Origin of the sequence: Streptomyces sp. AP-93 (assembly GCF_022808175.1) — a bacterium.
In the GTDB taxonomy this organism is placed as follows: Bacteria; Actinomycetota; Actinomycetes; order Streptomycetales; family Streptomycetaceae; genus Streptomyces.
This window is the reverse complement of sequence record NZ_JALGBX010000015.1, coordinates 33,949-50,679: the sequence shown is the minus strand read 5'-3', so window position 1 is coordinate 50,679 and position 16,731 is coordinate 33,949. Positions and strand designations below refer to the sequence as shown.

General features: G+C 71.7%; 15 protein-coding genes. 11 read left to right on the top strand and 4 right to left on the bottom strand.

Annotated features, from left to right (window positions below):
* The 6 genes from dxr (at position 1) to MTF69_RS23970 (ending at position 7,549) form a co-directional block, all read left to right on the top strand.
* The gene (gene dxr, locus MTF69_RS23995; RefSeq protein ID WP_243337580.1) at positions 1–1,254 is read left to right on the top strand and encodes a 1-deoxy-D-xylulose-5-phosphate reductoisomerase; all 1,254 of its coding nucleotides are present in this window, start codon (positions 1–3) and stop codon (positions 1,252–1,254) included.
* Positions 1,251–2,552, top strand: a complete 1,302-nt coding sequence (locus MTF69_RS23990; protein WP_243337577.1) for an RIP metalloprotease — start codon at positions 1,251–1,253, stop codon at positions 2,550–2,552. The genes dxr and MTF69_RS23990 overlap by 4 nt, the downstream gene beginning before the upstream one ends.
* Before the next feature lie 197 nt (positions 2,553–2,749).
* Positions 2,750–3,907, top strand: a complete 1,158-nt coding sequence (gene ispG, locus MTF69_RS23985; RefSeq protein WP_243337575.1) for a flavodoxin-dependent (E)-4-hydroxy-3-methylbut-2-enyl-diphosphate synthase — start codon at positions 2,750–2,752, stop codon at positions 3,905–3,907.
* Between the two features lie 332 nt (positions 3,908–4,239).
* Positions 4,240–5,085 carry a GNAT family N-acetyltransferase gene (locus tag MTF69_RS23980; RefSeq protein ID WP_243337573.1) on the top strand — a complete coding sequence of 282 codons (846 nt, stop codon included), beginning with the start codon at positions 4,240–4,242 and terminating at the stop codon, positions 5,083–5,085.
* Between the two features lie 89 nt (positions 5,086–5,174).
* Positions 5,175–5,744 carry a GNAT family N-acetyltransferase gene (locus tag MTF69_RS23975; protein WP_243337830.1) on the top strand — a complete coding sequence of 190 codons (570 nt, stop codon included), beginning with the start codon at positions 5,175–5,177 and terminating at the stop codon, positions 5,742–5,744.
* A gap of 101 nt (positions 5,745–5,845) precedes the next feature.
* Positions 5,846–7,549, top strand: a complete 1,704-nt coding sequence (locus tag MTF69_RS23970) for a proline--tRNA ligase (protein ID WP_243337570.1) — start codon at positions 5,846–5,848, stop codon at positions 7,547–7,549.
* A 182-nt stretch (positions 7,550–7,731) separates the two neighbouring features.
* On the opposite strand, the gene MTF69_RS23965 is transcribed toward MTF69_RS23970, so the two are convergent.
* Genes MTF69_RS23965 through MTF69_RS23950 form a run of 4 tightly spaced genes read right to left on the bottom strand, consistent with a single transcriptional unit; the run spans position 7,732 to position 10,694 of the window.
* Complete coding sequence (locus tag MTF69_RS23965) at positions 7,732–8,646, bottom strand: slipin family protein (RefSeq protein ID WP_243337568.1); 915 nt, start codon at positions 8,644–8,646, stop codon at positions 7,732–7,734.
* Between the two features lie 44 nt (positions 8,647–8,690).
* Entirely contained in the window at positions 8,691–9,593 is a 903-nt protein-coding gene (locus MTF69_RS23960) for an aminoglycoside phosphotransferase family protein (protein ID WP_243337567.1), read from the bottom strand.
* 52 nt (positions 9,594–9,645) lie between these two features.
* Positions 9,646–10,101, bottom strand: a complete 456-nt coding sequence (locus MTF69_RS23955; RefSeq protein WP_243337565.1) for a ferritin-like domain-containing protein — start codon at positions 10,099–10,101, stop codon at positions 9,646–9,648.
* Entirely contained in the window at positions 10,098–10,694 is a 597-nt protein-coding gene (locus MTF69_RS23950) for a hypothetical protein (protein ID WP_243337563.1), read from the bottom strand. Before MTF69_RS23950 ends, MTF69_RS23955 begins: the two co-directional genes overlap by 4 nt.
* Positions 10,695–10,860: 166 nt before the next feature.
* Here MTF69_RS23950 and rimP point away from each other — a divergent pair, with 166 nt between their 5' ends.
* The 5 genes from rimP to MTF69_RS23925 all read left to right on the top strand — a co-directional run bounded on the left by rimP (position 10,861) and on the right by MTF69_RS23925 (position 16,718).
* Complete coding sequence (rimP, locus tag MTF69_RS23945) at positions 10,861–11,358, top strand: ribosome maturation factor RimP (RefSeq protein WP_243337559.1); 498 nt, start codon at positions 10,861–10,863, stop codon at positions 11,356–11,358.
* Positions 11,359–11,360: 2 nt separating this feature from the next.
* Positions 11,361–12,452: a transcription termination factor NusA gene (nusA, locus tag MTF69_RS23940; RefSeq protein WP_243337553.1), complete on the top strand. Its 1,092-nt coding sequence runs from the start codon at positions 11,361–11,363 to the stop codon at positions 12,450–12,452.
* 188 nt (positions 12,453–12,640) lie between these two features.
* Positions 12,641–12,928 (top strand): YlxR family protein, encoded by a 288-nt coding sequence (locus tag MTF69_RS23935; protein WP_243337551.1) that lies wholly within the window; start codon positions 12,641–12,643, stop codon positions 12,926–12,928.
* A gap of 151 nt (positions 12,929–13,079) precedes the next feature.
* Positions 13,080–16,259 carry a translation initiation factor IF-2 gene (gene infB / locus MTF69_RS23930; protein ID WP_243337549.1) on the top strand — a complete coding sequence of 1,060 codons (3,180 nt, stop codon included), beginning with the start codon at positions 13,080–13,082 and terminating at the stop codon, positions 16,257–16,259.
* A gap of 165 nt (positions 16,260–16,424) precedes the next feature.
* Positions 16,425–16,718, top strand: coding sequence for a DUF503 domain-containing protein (locus tag MTF69_RS23925; RefSeq protein ID WP_030161467.1), 294 nt, complete (start codon positions 16,425–16,427; stop codon positions 16,716–16,718).
* Positions 16,719–16,731 lie beyond the last annotated feature (13 nt).

The window sequence follows — 16,731 nt, the reverse complement described above, 5'->3', positions numbered from 1 at the left end:
ATGAGCGACCGCCCATTCCCCCTTGCCGATCCGCACCTCCTCTTCGACCCCGCGGCCGGCCGTCGGGACATCGTCATCCTCGGCTCCACGGGGTCCATCGGGACCCAGGCCATCGACCTCGCCCTGCGCAACCCGGACCGGTTCCGGGTCACCGCCCTGTCCGCCGCCGGCGGCCGGGTCGCGCTGCTGGCCGAGCAGGCCCGGCTGCTGCGCGTGAAGACCGTGGCCGTCGCGCGCGAAGACGTCGTACCGGCCCTCAAGGAGGCGCTGGACGCCGAGTACGGCGCCGGTGAGCCGCTGCCCGAGATCCTCGCCGGACCGGACGCGGCGACCGAGCTCGCCGCCTCCGAGTGCCACACGGTCCTCAACGGCATCACCGGTTCCATCGGCCTCGCGCCCACCCTCGCCGCGCTGCGGGCCGGGCGGACGCTGGCCCTCGCCAACAAGGAATCGCTGATCGTCGGCGGCCCGCTGGTGAAGGCCCTGGCGAAGCCGGGCCAGATCATCCCGGTCGACTCCGAACACGCGGCGCTCTTCCAGGCCCTCGCCGCGGGCACCCGCGCCGAGGTGCGCAGGCTCGTGGTCACCGCCTCCGGCGGGCCCTTCCGCGGCCGCACCCGCGCCGAGCTGGCCTCGGTCACGGTGCAGGACGCCCTGGCCCACCCGACCTGGGCGATGGGCCCGGTGATCACCGTCAACTCGGCGACCCTGGTCAACAAGGGGCTGGAGGTCATCGAGGCGCACCTGCTCTACGACATCCCCTTCGAGCGGATCGAGGTCGTGGTCCACCCGCAGTCGTACGTGCACTCCATGGTGGAGTTCACGGACGGCTCCACGCTGGCCCAGGCCACCCCGCCGGACATGCGCGGCCCGATCGCGATCGGCCTAGGCTGGCCCCAGCGGGTCCCGGACGCGTCCACCGCCTTCGACTGGACCAAGGCGTCCACCTGGGAGTTCTTCCCGCTGGACACGGAGGCCTTCCCGGCGGTGGGCCTGGCCCGGCACGTCGGCGCGCTGGGCGGGACCGCGCCCGCCGTGTTCAATGCGGCGAACGAGGAGTGCGTAGAGGCCTTCCTGGCCGGTCGGCTCCCGTTCACAGCAATCATGGATACGGTCTCTGCCGTGGTCGATGAGCACGGAACGCCCGCCCGGGGAACTTCCCTCACCGTCGCGGACGTCCTTGAAGCGGAGACCTGGGCCAGGGCCCGGGCACAGGAGATGGCGGCGCGGGCCGCCGTGGAGGCGCGCGCATGACCGTACTGCTCACCTTGATCGGCGTGCTCGTCTTCGCGGTCGGGCTGCTCTTCTCGATCGCCTGGCACGAGCTCGGCCACCTCTCCACGGCCAAGCTCTTCGGCATCCGCGTGCCCCAGTACATGGTCGGCTTCGGCCGGACCATCTGGTCGCGCAAGAAGGGCGACACCGAGTACGGGCTCAAGGCCATCCCGATGGGCGGGTACATCCGCATGATCGGGATGTTCCCGCCGGGCGAGGACGGCAAGGTCACCGCGCGCTTCACGTCGCCGTTCCGCTCGATGATCGAGGACGCGCGCTCGGCGGCGTACGAGGAACTGCAGCCGGGCGACGAATCGCGGCTCTTCTACACGCGCAAGCCGTGGAAGCGCGTGATCGTGATGTTCGCGGGACCGTTCATGAACCTGGTCCTGGCGATGGCGATCTTCTTCGGCGTGTGGATGACCTTCGGGGTGCAGCAGACGACCACCCAGGTCCAGACCGTCACCGACTGCGTCATCAAGCAGAGCGAGAACCGCGACGAATGCCGGGCCGGCGACCCGGCGGCCCCGGGCAAGGCCGCCGGCCTGCTGGTCGGCGACAAGATCGTGGGCTTCCAGGGCAAGCCGGTCGAGGACTGGGCCACCCTGCAGAAGAACATCCGCGACACCATCGGACCCGCCACCCTCACCGTCCTGCGCGACGGGCAGAGGGTGACCCTCCACGCGAGCCTCGTGGAGAACCGCGTGGGCAAGACCGACGGCCACGGCGGCTACGTCAAGGGCGAGTACGTCTCGGCCGGCTACCTCGGCGTCGGCCCGAAGTCCGTGATCGCCCCGCTCACCTTCACCCAGTCCGCGGACCGGGTCGGCGAAGTCGTCCAGAGCAGCCTGCAGGGCCTGGCCCAGCTCCCGGGCAAGATCCCGGCCCTGTGGAACTCGGTCTTCAACGGCGCCGAGCGGGAGCCCGACTCCCCGATGGGCATCGTCGGCGCGGCCCGGATCAACGGGGAGATCGCGAACCTGGACATTCCCAGCGAGCAGCGGATGTCGATCATGCTGAACGTCCTGGGCATGTTCAACCTCTCCCTCTTCCTGTTCAACATGCTGCCCCTGCTGCCCCTGGACGGCGGGCACATCGCGGGCGCCCTGTGGGAGTCGGTGCGGCGGGCCTTCGCCCGGGTCTTCCGGCGCGCCGACCCGGGCCCGTTCGACGTGGCGAGGCTGATGCCCGCGGCGTACGTGGTGGCCGGGGTCTTCCTCTGCTTCACGTTGCTGGTGCTGGCCGCGGACGTGGTCAACCCCATCAAAATCACCTGATCGAAAGATCGGCGGATCGTCGTACGGGACACCCGTACAGCATCCGGACCGGAGCCGGGCACGCATCGTGCCCGGCTCCCTACGTTCGGGTGGCACACCCCCTGCGATGCGCGGGAGACGTGCTGGTTGGCGTAATCTCGGACGCTGGGGCCCGCCGATCCCGGCACCTATATCCACACCTTGGGGTTGCACAGCAGATGACTGCCATCTCTCTCGGAATGCCGGCCGTGCCGACGAAGCTCGCCGACCGCAGGGTCAGCCGCAAGATCCAGGTCGGCTCGGTGGCCGTCGGCGGCGACGCGCAGATCTCCGTGCAGTCGATGACCACCACCAGGACCTCCGACATCGGGGCCACGCTCCAGCAGATCGCCGAGCTGACCGCTTCCGGCTGTGACATCGTCCGCGTGGCCTGCCCGACGCAGGACGACGCCGACGCGCTCGCCGTGATCGCGAAGAAGTCGAACATCCCGGTCATCGCGGACATCCACTTCCAGCCGAAGTACGTGTTCGCCGCGATCGACGCCGGCTGCGCCGCCGTCCGCGTGAACCCCGGCAACATCAAGCAGTTCGACGACAAGGTCAAGGAGATCGCGCGCGCCGCCAAGGACGCCGGTACCCCGATCCGGATCGGCGTCAACGCCGGCTCGCTCGACGCGCGACTGCTGAAGAAGTACGGCAAGGCCACGCCCGAGGCGCTGGTCGAGTCCGCGCTGTGGGAGGCCTCCCTCTTCGAGGAGCACGGCTTCAGCGACATCAAGATCTCGGTCAAGCACAACGACCCGGTGGTCATGGTCAACGCCTACCGCCAGCTGGCCGCCCAGTGCACCTACCCGCTGCACCTCGGCGTCACCGAGGCCGGCCCGGCGTTCCAGGGCACGATCAAGTCCGCCGTCGCCTTCGGCGCCCTGCTCTCCGAGGGCATCGGCGACACGATCCGCGTCTCGCTGTCGGCCCCGCCGGTGGAGGAGATCAAGGTCGGCATCCAGATCCTGGAGTCGCTGAACCTCAAGCCGCGCCGCCTGGAGATCGTCTCCTGCCCGTCCTGCGGGCGTGCGCAGGTGGACGTCTACAAGCTGGCCGAGGAGGTCACGGCGGGCCTGGAGGGCATGGAGGTCCCGCTGCGCGTCGCGGTCATGGGCTGCGTCGTCAACGGCCCCGGCGAGGCCCGTGAGGCCGACCTGGGCGTCGCCTCCGGCAACGGCAAGGGTCAGATCTTCGTCAAGGGCGAGGTCATCAAGACCGTGCCCGAGTCGAAGATCGTCGAGACCCTCATCGAAGAGGCGATGAAGATCGCCGAGCAGATGGAGAAGGACGGCGTGATGTCGGGCGAGCCGACGGTCGCCATCGGCGTTTAGCTCCGCGGGTTGAACGGTGACGGGCCCGGGGCCGCGAAGGCCGCCCCGGGCCCGTCGCTTTGCGCGGGGCGGGTCCGCAGGGCCAGGGGTCTGGGGTGGAGCCCCAGGGAACGGGGAAGGGCGGGGAGGGGACAGCCCCGCAGGGTCCGCCGCCGGCCCGCACGGGCTCCGCGCAGCCGCCCGCTTCGGTGACCGTACGGCACCCCGACCCTGGCGGCCGGTGGGGGCCACCGGATGTGCCGGCCGCCGAGGCCCCCGAAGGGGCCGAGCGGCATCCGGAACCCGGTCCGGGTACAGTGCGGAGATCAGCAGACTTGCATGGTGAGGCCCCAGTGTTGACGCAGACCACCACCCGGGTCCTTGAGCCCAGTGATCTTGACGCCGCGCTCGACATCCTCGGCCGCGAGCCGGTCGAGAACGCCTTCGTCACCTCCCGGGTCCAGATCGCCGGGCTCGACCCGTGGCGCCTGGGCGGCGAGATGTGGGGCTGGTACGCCGACGGAGAGCTCCGCTCGCTCTGCTACGCCGGCGCCAACCTGGTGCCCGTCTGCGCCGGACCCGACGCGGTACGGGCCTTCGCCGACCGTGCCCGGCGCACCGGCCGCCGCTGCTCCTCCATCGTCGGCCCCGCCGAGGCCACGGGGCTGCTCTGGCAGCTCCTGGAGCCGAGCTGGGGCCCGGCCCGCGACGTCCGCTCCCGCCAGCCGCTCATGGTCATGGAGCAGCCGTCCGCCACGGTGACCGCCGACCCCCGGGTCCGCCGGATCCGCAAGGACGAGATGGACCTGATCATGCCCGCCTGCGTGGCCATGTTCACCGAGGAGGTCGGCATCTCCCCGATGACCGGCGACGGCGGCCTGCTCTACCAGGCCCGGGTCGCCGAGCTGGTCGCCGGCGGCCGTTCCTTCGCCCGCGTCCAGGACGGCAAGGTCCTCTTCAAGGCCGAGATCGGCGCAGCGACCTCCCGCGCCTGCCAGATCCAGGGCGTCTGGGTGGCCCCCGAGTTCCGTGGCCGCGGGTACTCCGAGACCGGGATGGCCGCCGTCGTCGCCTACGCGCTCCGGGACGTGGCCCCCGTGGTCAGCCTGTACGTCAACGACTTCAACACCGCCGCGCGCGCCTCCTACCGCCGGGTCGGCTTCCGCGAGGTCGGCGCGTTCATGAGCGTGCTGTTCTGAGCGCAGCGCCGCTCCGGGCGCGGCGATGTGAGCGTCCTGCTCCGATCTTCCTGTTCGACCCCACGGTCGGCCAGTAAGGTCGCCGCATGATGCCAACCCCCGCGGGAGACGACCCCGGCCGGCCCGCCGGACTGCGCATCGGGCCCCTCGACCTCGCCGCCAGGGTCGACGAGGCCCTGCGCGTACAGGCCTTGGCCTTCGGGCTCAGCGAGGAGGAGGTCGGCATCCGGCGCTACATCGTCCAGCGCCACATGACCTGCCGCGGCGCCCGCGCGCTCGGCGCGTTCACCGAGGACGGGGTGCTCGCCGGGTTCGTCTACGGCATGCCCAACGACCGCACGCACTGGTGGTCCGGAGTCGTGGAGCCCTACCTGCGGACCGGCGGCCACGAGGGCTGGCTCGACGGCTCCTTCGTGATCACCGAGCTGCACGTGCACCCCGGGTTCCAGGGCAAGGGCGTCGGCCGCGCCCTCATCACCCTGATCACCGACACCGCCGCCGAGGACCGCTCGATCCTCTCCGCGATCGACACCGAGAGCCCCGCCCGCGGCCTCTACCGCTCCCTCGGCTACACGGACCTCGCCCGCCAGGTGCTCTTCCCGAGCGCGAGCCTCCCGTACGCCGTCATGGGCGCCCCGCTGCCGCTGCGCAGGCCCTGACCCCGTACGCCCTGACCCCGCAAGCCCTCACCCCGCAGACCCTGCCCCCGTGGGCCGCAAACGGTTTCCGCTGCCCCCGGAGCCCCCGGTAGCCTCCCGTCATGTCAACGCAACACGTGCAGCGCATGTCCCGCCTCATGGCCAAGACCCTCCGCGAGGACCCCGCCGACGCGGAAACCCTCAGCCACCGCCTGCTCGTCCGGGCCGGTTACGTCCGGCGCAGCTCCGCCGGAGTGTGGAGCTGGCTGCCGCTCGGCAAGCGGGTCCTGGACAACGTCTCGCGCATCGTCCGCGAGGAGATGGACGGGATCGGGGCGCAGGAAGTGCTGCTCCCGGCGTTGCTGCCGAAGGAGCCGTACGAGGTCAGCGGGCGCTGGTCGGAGTACGGGGACCTGCTCTTCCGGCTCAAGGACCGCAAGGGCGCGGACTACCTGCTCGGACCCACCCACGAGGAGATCTTCACCCTGGTGGTCAAGGACCAGTGCACGTCCTACAAGGACCTGCCGGTCATGCTGTACCAGATCCAGACCAAGTACCGGGACGAAGCGCGGCCCCGCTCGGGCGTCCTGCGCGGCCGCGAGTTCCAGATGAAGGACTCGTACTCCTTCGACGTGTCCGACGAGGGCCTGGCGGAGTCCTACCGGCTCCACCGCGAGGCCTACGTACGCATCTTCGAGCGGCTCGGCCTCGACCACCGGGTGGTGTCGGCCGTGTCGGGCGCGATGGGCGGATCGGCGTCGGAGGAGTTCCTCGCGCCGGCCCCGGCCGGCGAGGACACCTTCGCGGACTGCCCCTCGTGCGGCTACGCGGCCAACACGGAGGCGGTGACCTTCGCCCTGACCCCGGCCGCGGGGGAACACGGCCCGCTGGAGGAGATCCCGACCCCCGACACCCCCACCATCGAGACCCTGGCGGCGCACCTGGGCGTCCCCGCCTCCGCGACGCTGAAGAACCTCCTCTTGAAGGTGGACGGCGAGATCACCGCCGTCGGCGTCCCGGGTGACCGGGAGGTCGACCTCGGCAAGCTCGGGGAGCACCTGGCCCCGGCGGTCGTGGAGCTGGTGACGGCGGAGGACTTCGCCGGCCGGCCCGACCTCGTACGGGGCTACGTGGGCCCGCAGGGCCTGGAGAAGGTCCGCTACCTCGCCGACCCCCGCGTCGCGCCGGGCACCTCCTGGGTCACGGGGGCCAACAAGCCGGACACGCACGCCCGGAACGTGGTCTGCGGGCGCGACTTCGAGGTGGACCGGTACCTGGACGTGGTCGTCGTCGAGGAGGGCGACCCCTGCCCGTCCTGCGGCGCCGGGCTGCGGCTCGACCGGGCCATCGAGATCGGGCACATCTTCCAGCTCGGCCGGAAGTACGCGGACGCCTTCGGGCTCGACGTCCTCGGCAAGGAGGGCAAGCCGGTCCGGGTCACGATGGGCTCGTACGGGATCGGCGTCTCCCGCGCGGTGGCCGCGCTGGCCGAGCAGACGGCGGACGAGCGGGGCCTGTGCTGGCCCGCCGCGGTCGCCCCGGCCGACGTCCACGTCGTGGCGGCGGGCAAGGCGGTGCCGCTCGCGCTGGCGGAGTCGGCGGCGGAGTCCCTGTCCGGGGCCGGTCTCCGCGTCCTCCTGGACGACCGGCCCGGCCTGTCACCCGGGGTGAAGCTGACGGACGCGGAGCTCATCGGGGTCCCCTGGATCCTGGTCGCGGGCCGCCGCTCGGCGGAGTCGGTGGTCGAACTCCAGGACCGCCGCTCCGGCACCCGCGAGGAACTCCCCCTGACGGAGGCCCTGTCCCGCCTGACCACGGGCGCGTAACCCTGCGGGGCGAAGTCCCCCCGTTCCCCGGGGCTCCGCCCCGGACCCCGCGCCTCAAATGTCGGCGAGGCTGAATTTTGCCGCGCAGCGGCAATTCCAGCCCGTCCGGCGTTTGAGGACCGGGTCCGGGCGGAGCCCGGGGAACGGGGGAAGGGCGGGTAGGGGACGGCTCCGCGCAGCGTCTAGCCGCGCACGTCCGGCTCCGCCGACGGCGGCGGCGGGGACCCGTCCAGGCAGGGCTCGGACGCCGCCCCGGGGCCGAGCCCCGCAGCGGTGTCCGGAGGCGTCACCGCGGGAGCGGGGGCTGAAGCGCCCGGCGCCGGAGGGGCCGCGGGCGGAGGGGCCGCGCGCTCCAGGAAGCGCAGGAGCTCCACCGGGAACGGGAGGACGAGCGTGGAGTTCTTCTCCGCGGCGACGGCCACGACCGTCTGGAGCAGGCGCAGCTGAAGCGCGGCCGGCTGGTCGGACATGACCGCCGCCGCCTCGGCCAGCTTGTGCGAGGCCTGGAGCTCCGCGTCCGCGTTGATGACCCGGGCCCGGCGCTCACGGTCGGCCTCCGCCTGCCGGGCCATCGACCGCTTCATCGTCTCCGGCAAGGACACGTCCTTGATCTCGACCCGGTCGACCCCGACGCCCCAGCCCACTGCCGGGCTGTCGATCATCAGCTCCAGGCCCTGGTTGAGCATCTCCCGGTTGGACAGCAGGTCGTCCAGGTCGGACTTTCCGATGATCGACCTGAGCGAGGTCTGCGCCATCTGTGAGACGGCGAAGCGGTAGTCCTCGACCGCGATGATCGCGCTGGCGGGGTCGACGACCTTGAAATACACGACCGCGTCCACCCGCACCGTGACGTTGTCCCGCGTGATGCCCTCCTGCGCGGGTACCGGCATCGTCACGATCTGCATGTTCACCTTCCGCAGCCGGTCGATCCCGGGGACGATCACCGTGAAGCCGGGCGGCCGGATCTCCTCGCGCAGCCTGCCCAAGCGGAAGACCAGGCCCCGCTCGTACTGCTTCACCACCCGTGCCGCGGCGCCCACGTAGACCACGACGCCCACGCCGGCGGCGATTGCCGCTGTCAGCAGTTCTTCGACCATGACGGCCCCCTGCCGGACATACCTATATGTACCAACGGTATGCCCTACAACCAGCCGGCGAACTCCAGCAGCAGCTCCGCGTCCCGCCGCCGTCCGGCGGCCAGCGCCCGGTTGCCCGACTCGACGGCCCGGAACAGGGTCCAGCCCCGCAGCCGGTCCCGGTCCACCTCCAGGGCGTCGGCCAGCTTGTTCACCCGTCGCCGGGCGCCCGAGGCCCCCGCCGAGGAGGCCATCTGGTCCTCCAGCCGGTCCCGTACCAGCCGCGCCAGGTCGTAGGCCCGCTCGCCGACCATCGGGTCCGGGCCCACCGCCAGCCACGGAGCGCGCTCGCCGGCGAGGACCTTGCCCTGCCGGAAGTTCCCGTGCAGCAGCAGTTCCTCGGCCGGCGCCGCCGTCAGCTCCTCGCGGGCCGCGAGCGCCGCGGAAGCCAGCTCCGCCGCCTCAGGGGGAGCCTTGCGGAGCACCTCGGCCTGCTCGGCGGTCCGCTCGGCGACCGTCTCCCAGCCGTGCCCCGGCGCCGGGGCCACCCACAGCCGGCGCAGTGTGCCGCAGGCCTCCAGCAGCGCCTTCGCCTCCGGCAGCGAGCGCAGCGAGACCTCGGGGTGCAGCCGCTCCAGCAGCAGCGCCCCGTCCTCCTCGTGATGGCGCGTGTCGAGGACCCGTACGGCCCCGAAGCCGCCCCAGTGCGCCAGCGCGGCCAGCTCACGGTCGGGCCGGAGCGCCGGCGGCGCCAGCTTCAGCGCGGCCGGGGTCCCGTCGGCGTACCGGACGAGGACGACCAGGCTGCTGCGGCCGCCGGGGGCCTGTACCCGCTGGGCGTGTACCCCGCGCCGGGCCAGCGCGCCCTCCGCCAGCCGGGGCAGCTGCCCCAGCCAGTCCGAGACGTGCGCCGATTCCGGCAGCTCGCCGAGCGCCCGTACGAGCCGCTGCGGCGGTTCGAAAGCCATGCGTGCGTGGTCCCTTTCAGCTGTGCCCGGGCTCGTCGCGCATGCTTGCGCGCTAGGTCCGCGGTGTGTCCGCGCGTTCCGTGAGCCCAGGGAAGGCTACGCCGACACCGCGCCAGCGTGCCGCGCGCACGGCCGCGGCGGTGAGCGCGTCAGCCGCCTCGCGGCGCAACCGGCCCTCGGCGGCGCGCACCAGATCGGAGTACGCGCCCGCCACCCGGTCCTCGATCCCGGCGGCCAGCCGCTCCGCGTCGGCAGGCGTGCGCACGGTGAACGGCAGCGTGTACGCCGCCTCCGAGGGGCGCGGGGAACCACCCAGCTCACGCACGGTGCGGGCGAGCGCGTCGCGGCGCGCGAGGTGGCCGCCGTACGCCTCACGGGCCTCGGCGGAGCGGCCGGCCGCGGCCCGGGCCCCGATCACGCCGTAGCCGTACGCGGCCGCGTGCTCGGCGGCCAGCGCGGCCTGCGCGGCCTCCAGGACCTGGGCGGCGGGGGAGGGTACGGGGGTCACGAGGAGGCTCCCGGGTTCGAGTTCGAGGTCAGCAGGTACGCGTGCACGTGGCCGCACGCCGCCACCGAGGCGAGCATCCGGGCCAGCTCCCCGGGGGCGCCGGCCAGGGAGATCGTCCGGGCCTCGGCCAGGCTCCGCTCGGCGTCCGCGAGGGCGGTCAGCGCGTCGGCGGGCGCGGCGGGCACCGGCGCGGCCCCGGCAGCGGGCGGAGCGGCGGCCGCGGCGCCGGACGGGGCGGCGGAGGAGGACGGGGCGGGGGAGGACGACCGGGCGGGAGCGGAGGCGGAACGGGAGGGCGCGGACGAGGCCGCCGGGGGCCCCTCGTCGGCGAGGGCCGCCGTGTGCGCCGCGACCGAGGCGCGCAGCGGTGCGAGGCGCTGCGCGAGGGCCGGATGGGCGGCGGTCGTGGCGTCGTAACGTTCCAGCAGTCGCTCACTTTCACGAACGGCCGTCTCGCGCATCCGCCGTTCGAGTGGAACCTCGGGGTCCGCGGCGGGCGGGCTCCCCTCGGTGCAACCGCTGAGCAGCGCGGTACCGGCGATGCCCGCGGCACCCGCGAGCAGGGCTCTTCGCGACGGCAGGGTCGAGGGCACGGGGACGTCCTTCGGGTGGTGGCCGGGCTGATGGCCGGCAGGGTGTGATCACGGTACCCGGGGCCCCGTCCACAGGGCGGACGGCAACACCCCCCGCGACCGGATACCCTTTGACCTGACGCACGACGGAAATCACAACAGCACACGCGGCCGAGGAGTCACCCGGATGAGCACCACCCAGAGCGACAGGCTGCGCGCATTGCTGGAGCCGCTCGTCGCCGCCAAGGGCCTGGACCTCGAGGAGATCGAGACGTCCAAGGCGGGCAAGCGCCGGATGCTGCGCATCATCGTGGACTCCGACGACGGCGTGGAGCTGGACGCGTGCGCCGAGCTGAGCCGCGAGGTCTCCGACCTGCTGGACGAGACCGACGCGATGGGTGAGGACGAGTACGTCCTCGAAGTGAGCTCGCCGGGCGCGGACCGCCCGCTGACCGAGCACCGTCACTACATCCGGGCGATCGGCCGGCTCGTGAAGTTCCAGACGTCGGACGGCGGGGAAGTGATCGCCCGCATCCTCGACGTCGACGACGAGGGCATGGACCTCGAAGTCCCGGGCGTGAAGGGCCGCAAGGCGACCGCCCGCCGCATCGTTTTCACCGACATCGCCAAGGCGCGTGTCGAGATCGAGTTCAACCGCAAGGACAAGAAGGAAGAGGAGGCGTAGTCGTGGACATCGACATGAGTGCCCTGCGGGGTCTGGTCCGGGAGAAGGAGATTTCCTTCGACCTGCTCGTCGAAGCGATCGAGTCGGCCCTCCTCATCGCGTACCACCGCACCGAGGGAAGCTTCCGGCGCGCACGCGTCGTGCTCGACCGCACCAACGGTCACGTGATCGTGTGGGCGACCGAGGACCCGAGGGACCTGGAAGAGGGCCAGGAGGCCAAGGAGTTCGACGACACCCCGTCGGACTTCGGCCGCATCGCCGCGACGACCGCCAAGCAGGTGATCCTCCAGCGTCTGCGCGACGCCGAGGACGACCTGACCTTCGGCGAGTTCCTGGGCCGCGAGGGTGATGTCATCACCGGCGTGGTGCAGCAGGGCAAGGACCCGAAGAACGTCCTCGTCGACATCGGCAAGATGGAGGCCATGCTGCCCGTGCAGGAGCAGGTCCCCGGCGAGGACTACACGCACGGACTGCGCCTGAAGTCGTACGTCGTGCGGGTGGCGAAGGGTGTCCGCGGTCCGTCCGTGACCCTGTCGCGCACCCACCCGAACCTGGTGAAGAAGCTGTTCGCGCTGGAGGTCCCGGAGATCGCCGACGGCAGCGTCGAGATCTGCGCGATCGCCCGTGAGGCCGGTCACCGCACCAAGATCGCCGTACGGGCCAACCGCTCCGGCCTCAACCCGAAGGGCGCCTGCATCGGCCCGATGGGCAGCCGCGTGCGCAACGTGATGGCCGAGCTGCACGGCGAGAAGATCGACATCGTCGACTGGTCGGACGACCCGGCGGAGATGGTCGCCAACGCGCTGTCACCCGCCCGGGTGAGCAAGGTCGAGGTCGTGGACTGGGACACCCGGTCCGCGCGGGTGACCGTGCCCGACTACCAGCTGTCGCTGGCCATCGGCAAGGAGGGCCAGAACGCCCGCCTCGCCGCCCGTCTGACCGGCTGGCGCATCGACATCCGTCCCGACACCGAGCAGCCCTCGGACGGGGACGACCGCGACCGCGGCGAGCGCCGCGACGACCGGGGCGACCGAGGTGACGACCGCCGGGACGAGCGCCGGGACGACCGTCGCGACGACCGCCGCGGGGAATAAAACCGGTACCGTCCGGAGCTGTCCGGGCGGTACACAGGGACGGCAGGGACGAAAAGAGCCCTGCCCGACGTGCACGGCTGTCCGCCGCCCAGGTTTCAGCGGCCGGACCCGGCACTAGTGATCACGACAACATCCGTTCGATTTTTCGCCCGAAGGGGTGAGGTCGGTGCGGGGAGGTAGACTTAAGCGTGTCTGGCCGGACGCAAGCCCGAACATGCCCCGAACGCACCTGTGTGGGGTGTAGGGAGCGAGCGGCCAAGAGCGATCTGCTGCGCATCGTGGCGGTCGGTGACAAATGTGTCTCCGATCCTCGCGGTACGCTGCCCGGCCGGGGTGCCTACGTGCACCCCGCCGTGGTCTGCCTCGACCAGGCTGTCCGCCGTAGGGCGTTCTCCCGGGCCTTCAAGTCCGCAGGACCGTTCGACACGGCGGAACTGCACAACGCCGTGGCCGATGAGGCCGAGGCGAGACCGTAAGCACGTAGTACGGCACGGATCACCGTGCGGTCAGGTACCTCGCGAGTTGGAAGTAGGTCGAGATTGCGATGAGCACCCCTCGATGAGTACGCGATGAGTACGAGCATGAAGTAGAGACGGTCCGGCGTAACCCGGACCTAAAAGGAGCGAAGTGGCTAAGGTCCGGGTATACGAACTCGCCAAGGAGTTCGGAGTTGAGAGCAAGGTCGTCATGGCCAAGCTCCAGGAACTCGGTGAGTTCGTCCGTTCGGCGTCCTCGACGATCGAGGCGCCGGTCGTACGCAAGTTGACCGATGCTTTGCAGGGCCCCGGCGGCAACGCCGGCAAGTCCGCTGCGAAGCCGGGTGAGCCCCGCAAGGCCGCCCCCGCCAAGCCCGGGGTTCCCACCCCGGGTGCCGTTGCACGTCCCGCTGCCCCGAAGCCCGGCGCCCCGGCCCCCAAGCCGGTCGTTGCCGAGGCCCCGGCCGTCAGCGCCCCCGCCCCGGTGACCCCGACCGCCGCCCCCGGTGGTCCGCGTCCCGGTCCCAAGGCTCCGGCCGCCCCGAAGCCCGCTCCGGCGGCTCCCGTGGCGACCGAGTTCTCCGCGCCTCCGGCGGCTCCGGCCGCCGCGGCTCCGGCGCGCACCGAGCGTCCCGCCGGTCCCGGCGCGACCCCCGGCCCGCGTCCGGCGCAGCAGCGCCCGGAGCGTCCGGCCCAGGGCGGCCAGTCCGGCGCCCGTCCCGGCGCCCCGCGTCCGGCCGGTGCCGCTCCGGCGCGTGCCGAGCGTCCCGCCGGCGGTTCCGCCGGTGGTGCGCAGGCACCGCGTCCGCAGGGCGCCCGTCCGGCCGGTCCCCGTCCGGGCAACAACCCGTTCACCTCTGGTGGCTCCACCGGCATGGCGCGCCCGCAGGCGCCCCGTCCGGCCGGCGCTCCCCGTCCCGGTGCCCCCGGCGCCGGTGGCGGCCAGGGTGCTCCCCGCCCGCAGGGCGGCCCCGGTGGCGCTCCGCGTCCCCAGGGTGCCGGTGCAGGCCGTCCGACCCCGGGCGGCATGCCGCGTCCGCAGGGCGGCGCACGCCCCGGTGCCGGTGGCCCTGGTGGTGCTCCCGGTGGTAACCGTCCGAACCCGGGCATGATGCCGCAGCGTCCCGCTGCCGGTGGTCCCGGTCCCCGTCCCGGTGGCGGCCCCGGTGGCCGTGGTCCCGGTGCCGGTGGTCCCCGTCCCGGCGGTGCCGGTGGCGCGGGTCGTCCCGCGGGCGGCGGCTTCGCCGGTCGTCCGGCCGGTCCGGGCTCGCGTCCCGGCGGCGGTGGCGGCTTCGGCGGTCCCCGTCCCGGTGGCGGCGGCTTCGGCGGCGGTCCGGCTGGTGCCGGTGGCGGCGGTCGTCCCGGCTTCGGCGGGCGTCCCGGTGGTCCCGGTGCCCGTGGTGGCACGCAGGGTGCCTTCGGCCGTCCCGGTGGTCCGGCGCGTCGTGGTCGCAAGTCCAAGCGCCAGCGTCGCCAGGAATACGAGGCCATGCAGGCCCCGTCGGTCGGCGGCGTCATGCTGCCGCGTGGTCACGGCGAGACCGTTCGCCTGTCGCGCGGTGCGTCCCTCACCGACTTCGCGGAGAAGATCAACGCCAACCCGGCGTCGCTCGTCGCCGTGATGATGAACCTCGGCGAGATGGTCACTGCCACGCAGTCCGTCTCCGACGAGACCCTCGAAATGCTGGCCGGCGAGATGAACTACGTCGTTCAGATCGTCAGCCCGGAGGAAGAGGACCGCGAGCTCCTCGAGGGCTTCGACATCGAGTTCGGCGAGGACGAGGGCGGCGAGGAATACCTCATGCCGCGTCCGCCGGTCGTGACCGTCATGGGTCACGTCGACCACGGTAAGACCCGACTGCTCGACGCCATCCGCAAGACAAACGTCGTTGCGGGCGAGGCCGGCGGCATCACGCAGCACATTGGTGCGTACCAGGTCGGTGCCCAGGTCAACGGTGAAGACCGCAAGATCACCTTCATCGACACCCCGGGTCACGAGGCGTTCACCGCCATGCGTGCCCGTGGTGCCAAGTCGACCGACATCGCGATCCTCGTGGTCGCGGCCAACGACGGTGTCATGCCGCAGACGATCGAGGCGCTCAACCACGCCAAGGCCGCCGGCGTTCCGATCGTCGTCGCGGTCAACAAGATCGACGTCGAGGGTGCCGACCCGGTCAAGGTGCGCGGTCAGCTCACCGAGTTCGGTCTGGTCGCCGAGGAGTACGGCGGCGACACGATGTTCGTCGACATCTCCGCCAAGCAGGGTCTGCACATCGACTCCCTGCTCGAGGCCGTCGTCCTCACCGCCGACGCCTCGCTCGACCTGCGCGCCAACCCGGAGCAGGACGCTCAGGGTATTGCGATCGAGTCCCACCTCGACCGCGGCCGCGGTGCCGTTGCCACCGTCCTCGTCCAGCGCGGTACCCTCCGCGTCGGCGACACGATGGTCGTGGGCGACGCCTACGGCCGCGTGCGCGCCATGCTCGACGACAAGGGCAACAACGTCGAGGAAGCGGGTCCGTCGACCCCCGTCCTGGTCCTGGGTCTCACCAACGTCCCCGGCGCCGGCGACAACTTCCTCGTCGTCGACGAGGACCGCACCGCCCGTCAGATCGCCGAGAAGCGTGCTGCGCGTGAGCGCAACGCCAACTTCGCCAAGCGCGTCCGCCGGGTGTCCCTGGAAGACCTCGACTCGGTCCTCAAGGCCGGTCTGGTCCAGGAACTCAACCTCATCATCAAGGGCGACGCGTCCGGTGCGGTCGAGGCTCTCGAGTCCTCGCTGCTCCAGCTCGACGTCGGTGAAGAGGTCGACATCCGTGTCCTGCACCGCGGTGTGGGTGCGGTCACCGAGTCCGACATCTCGCTGGCGATGGGCTCCGACGCCATCGTCATCGGTTACAACGTCCGTGCGGCCGGCCGTGCCGCGCAGATGGCGGACCGCGAGGGTGTCGACGTCCGCTACTACTCGGTGATCTACCAGGCCATCGAGGAGATCGAGGCGGCCCTGAAGGGTCTGCTCAAGCCGGAGTACGAAGAGGTCGAGCTCGGTACGGCGGAGGTCCGCGAGATCTTCCGCTCGTCCAAGCTGGGCAACATCGCGGGTGTTCTCATCCGCTCCGGCGAGGTCAAGCGCAACACCAAGGCGCGGCTCCTGCGCGATGGCAAGGTCATCGCCGAGAGCCTCACCATCTCCGGTCTGCGCCGCTTCAAGGACGACGTCACCGAGATCCGCGAGGGCTTCGAGGGCGGTATCAACCTCGGTTCCTTCAACGACATCAAGATCGACGACGTCATCGCGACGTACGAGATGCGCGAGAAGCCCCGCGCGTAAGCGCGAGGCGGTTCGCACCGTGTCGTAGGTGCTGTTGTAACACCGGGGCCGGTCGGCGGAATATCCGTCGATCGGCCCCGGCCGTTGCGTGTACGGTTCTGATGACCCTGCCGCGCGACGGCCGGCAGGCCACCGAACCCGCACCGGCGGGATATCCGGAACTGCATGTACGTGGGGACCCTGTCCTTCGATCTGCTCCTCGGCGATGTTCACTCGCTGAAGGAGAAACGCTCCGTCGTCCGGCCCATCGTGGCCGAGCTCCAGCGCAAGTTCTCTGTGAGCGCGGCTGAAGTGGGCGACCAGGACCTGCACCGCAGGGCCCGTATAGGGGTCGCTCTGGTGAGTGGGGACACGGGGTTCCTCTCGGATGTACTGGACCGCTGCGAGCGGCTGGTCGCGGCACGTCCGGAAGTGGAACTGCTGTCGGTACGACGGCGGCTCCACGGTGATGAAGACTGACCGCAAGACTTGA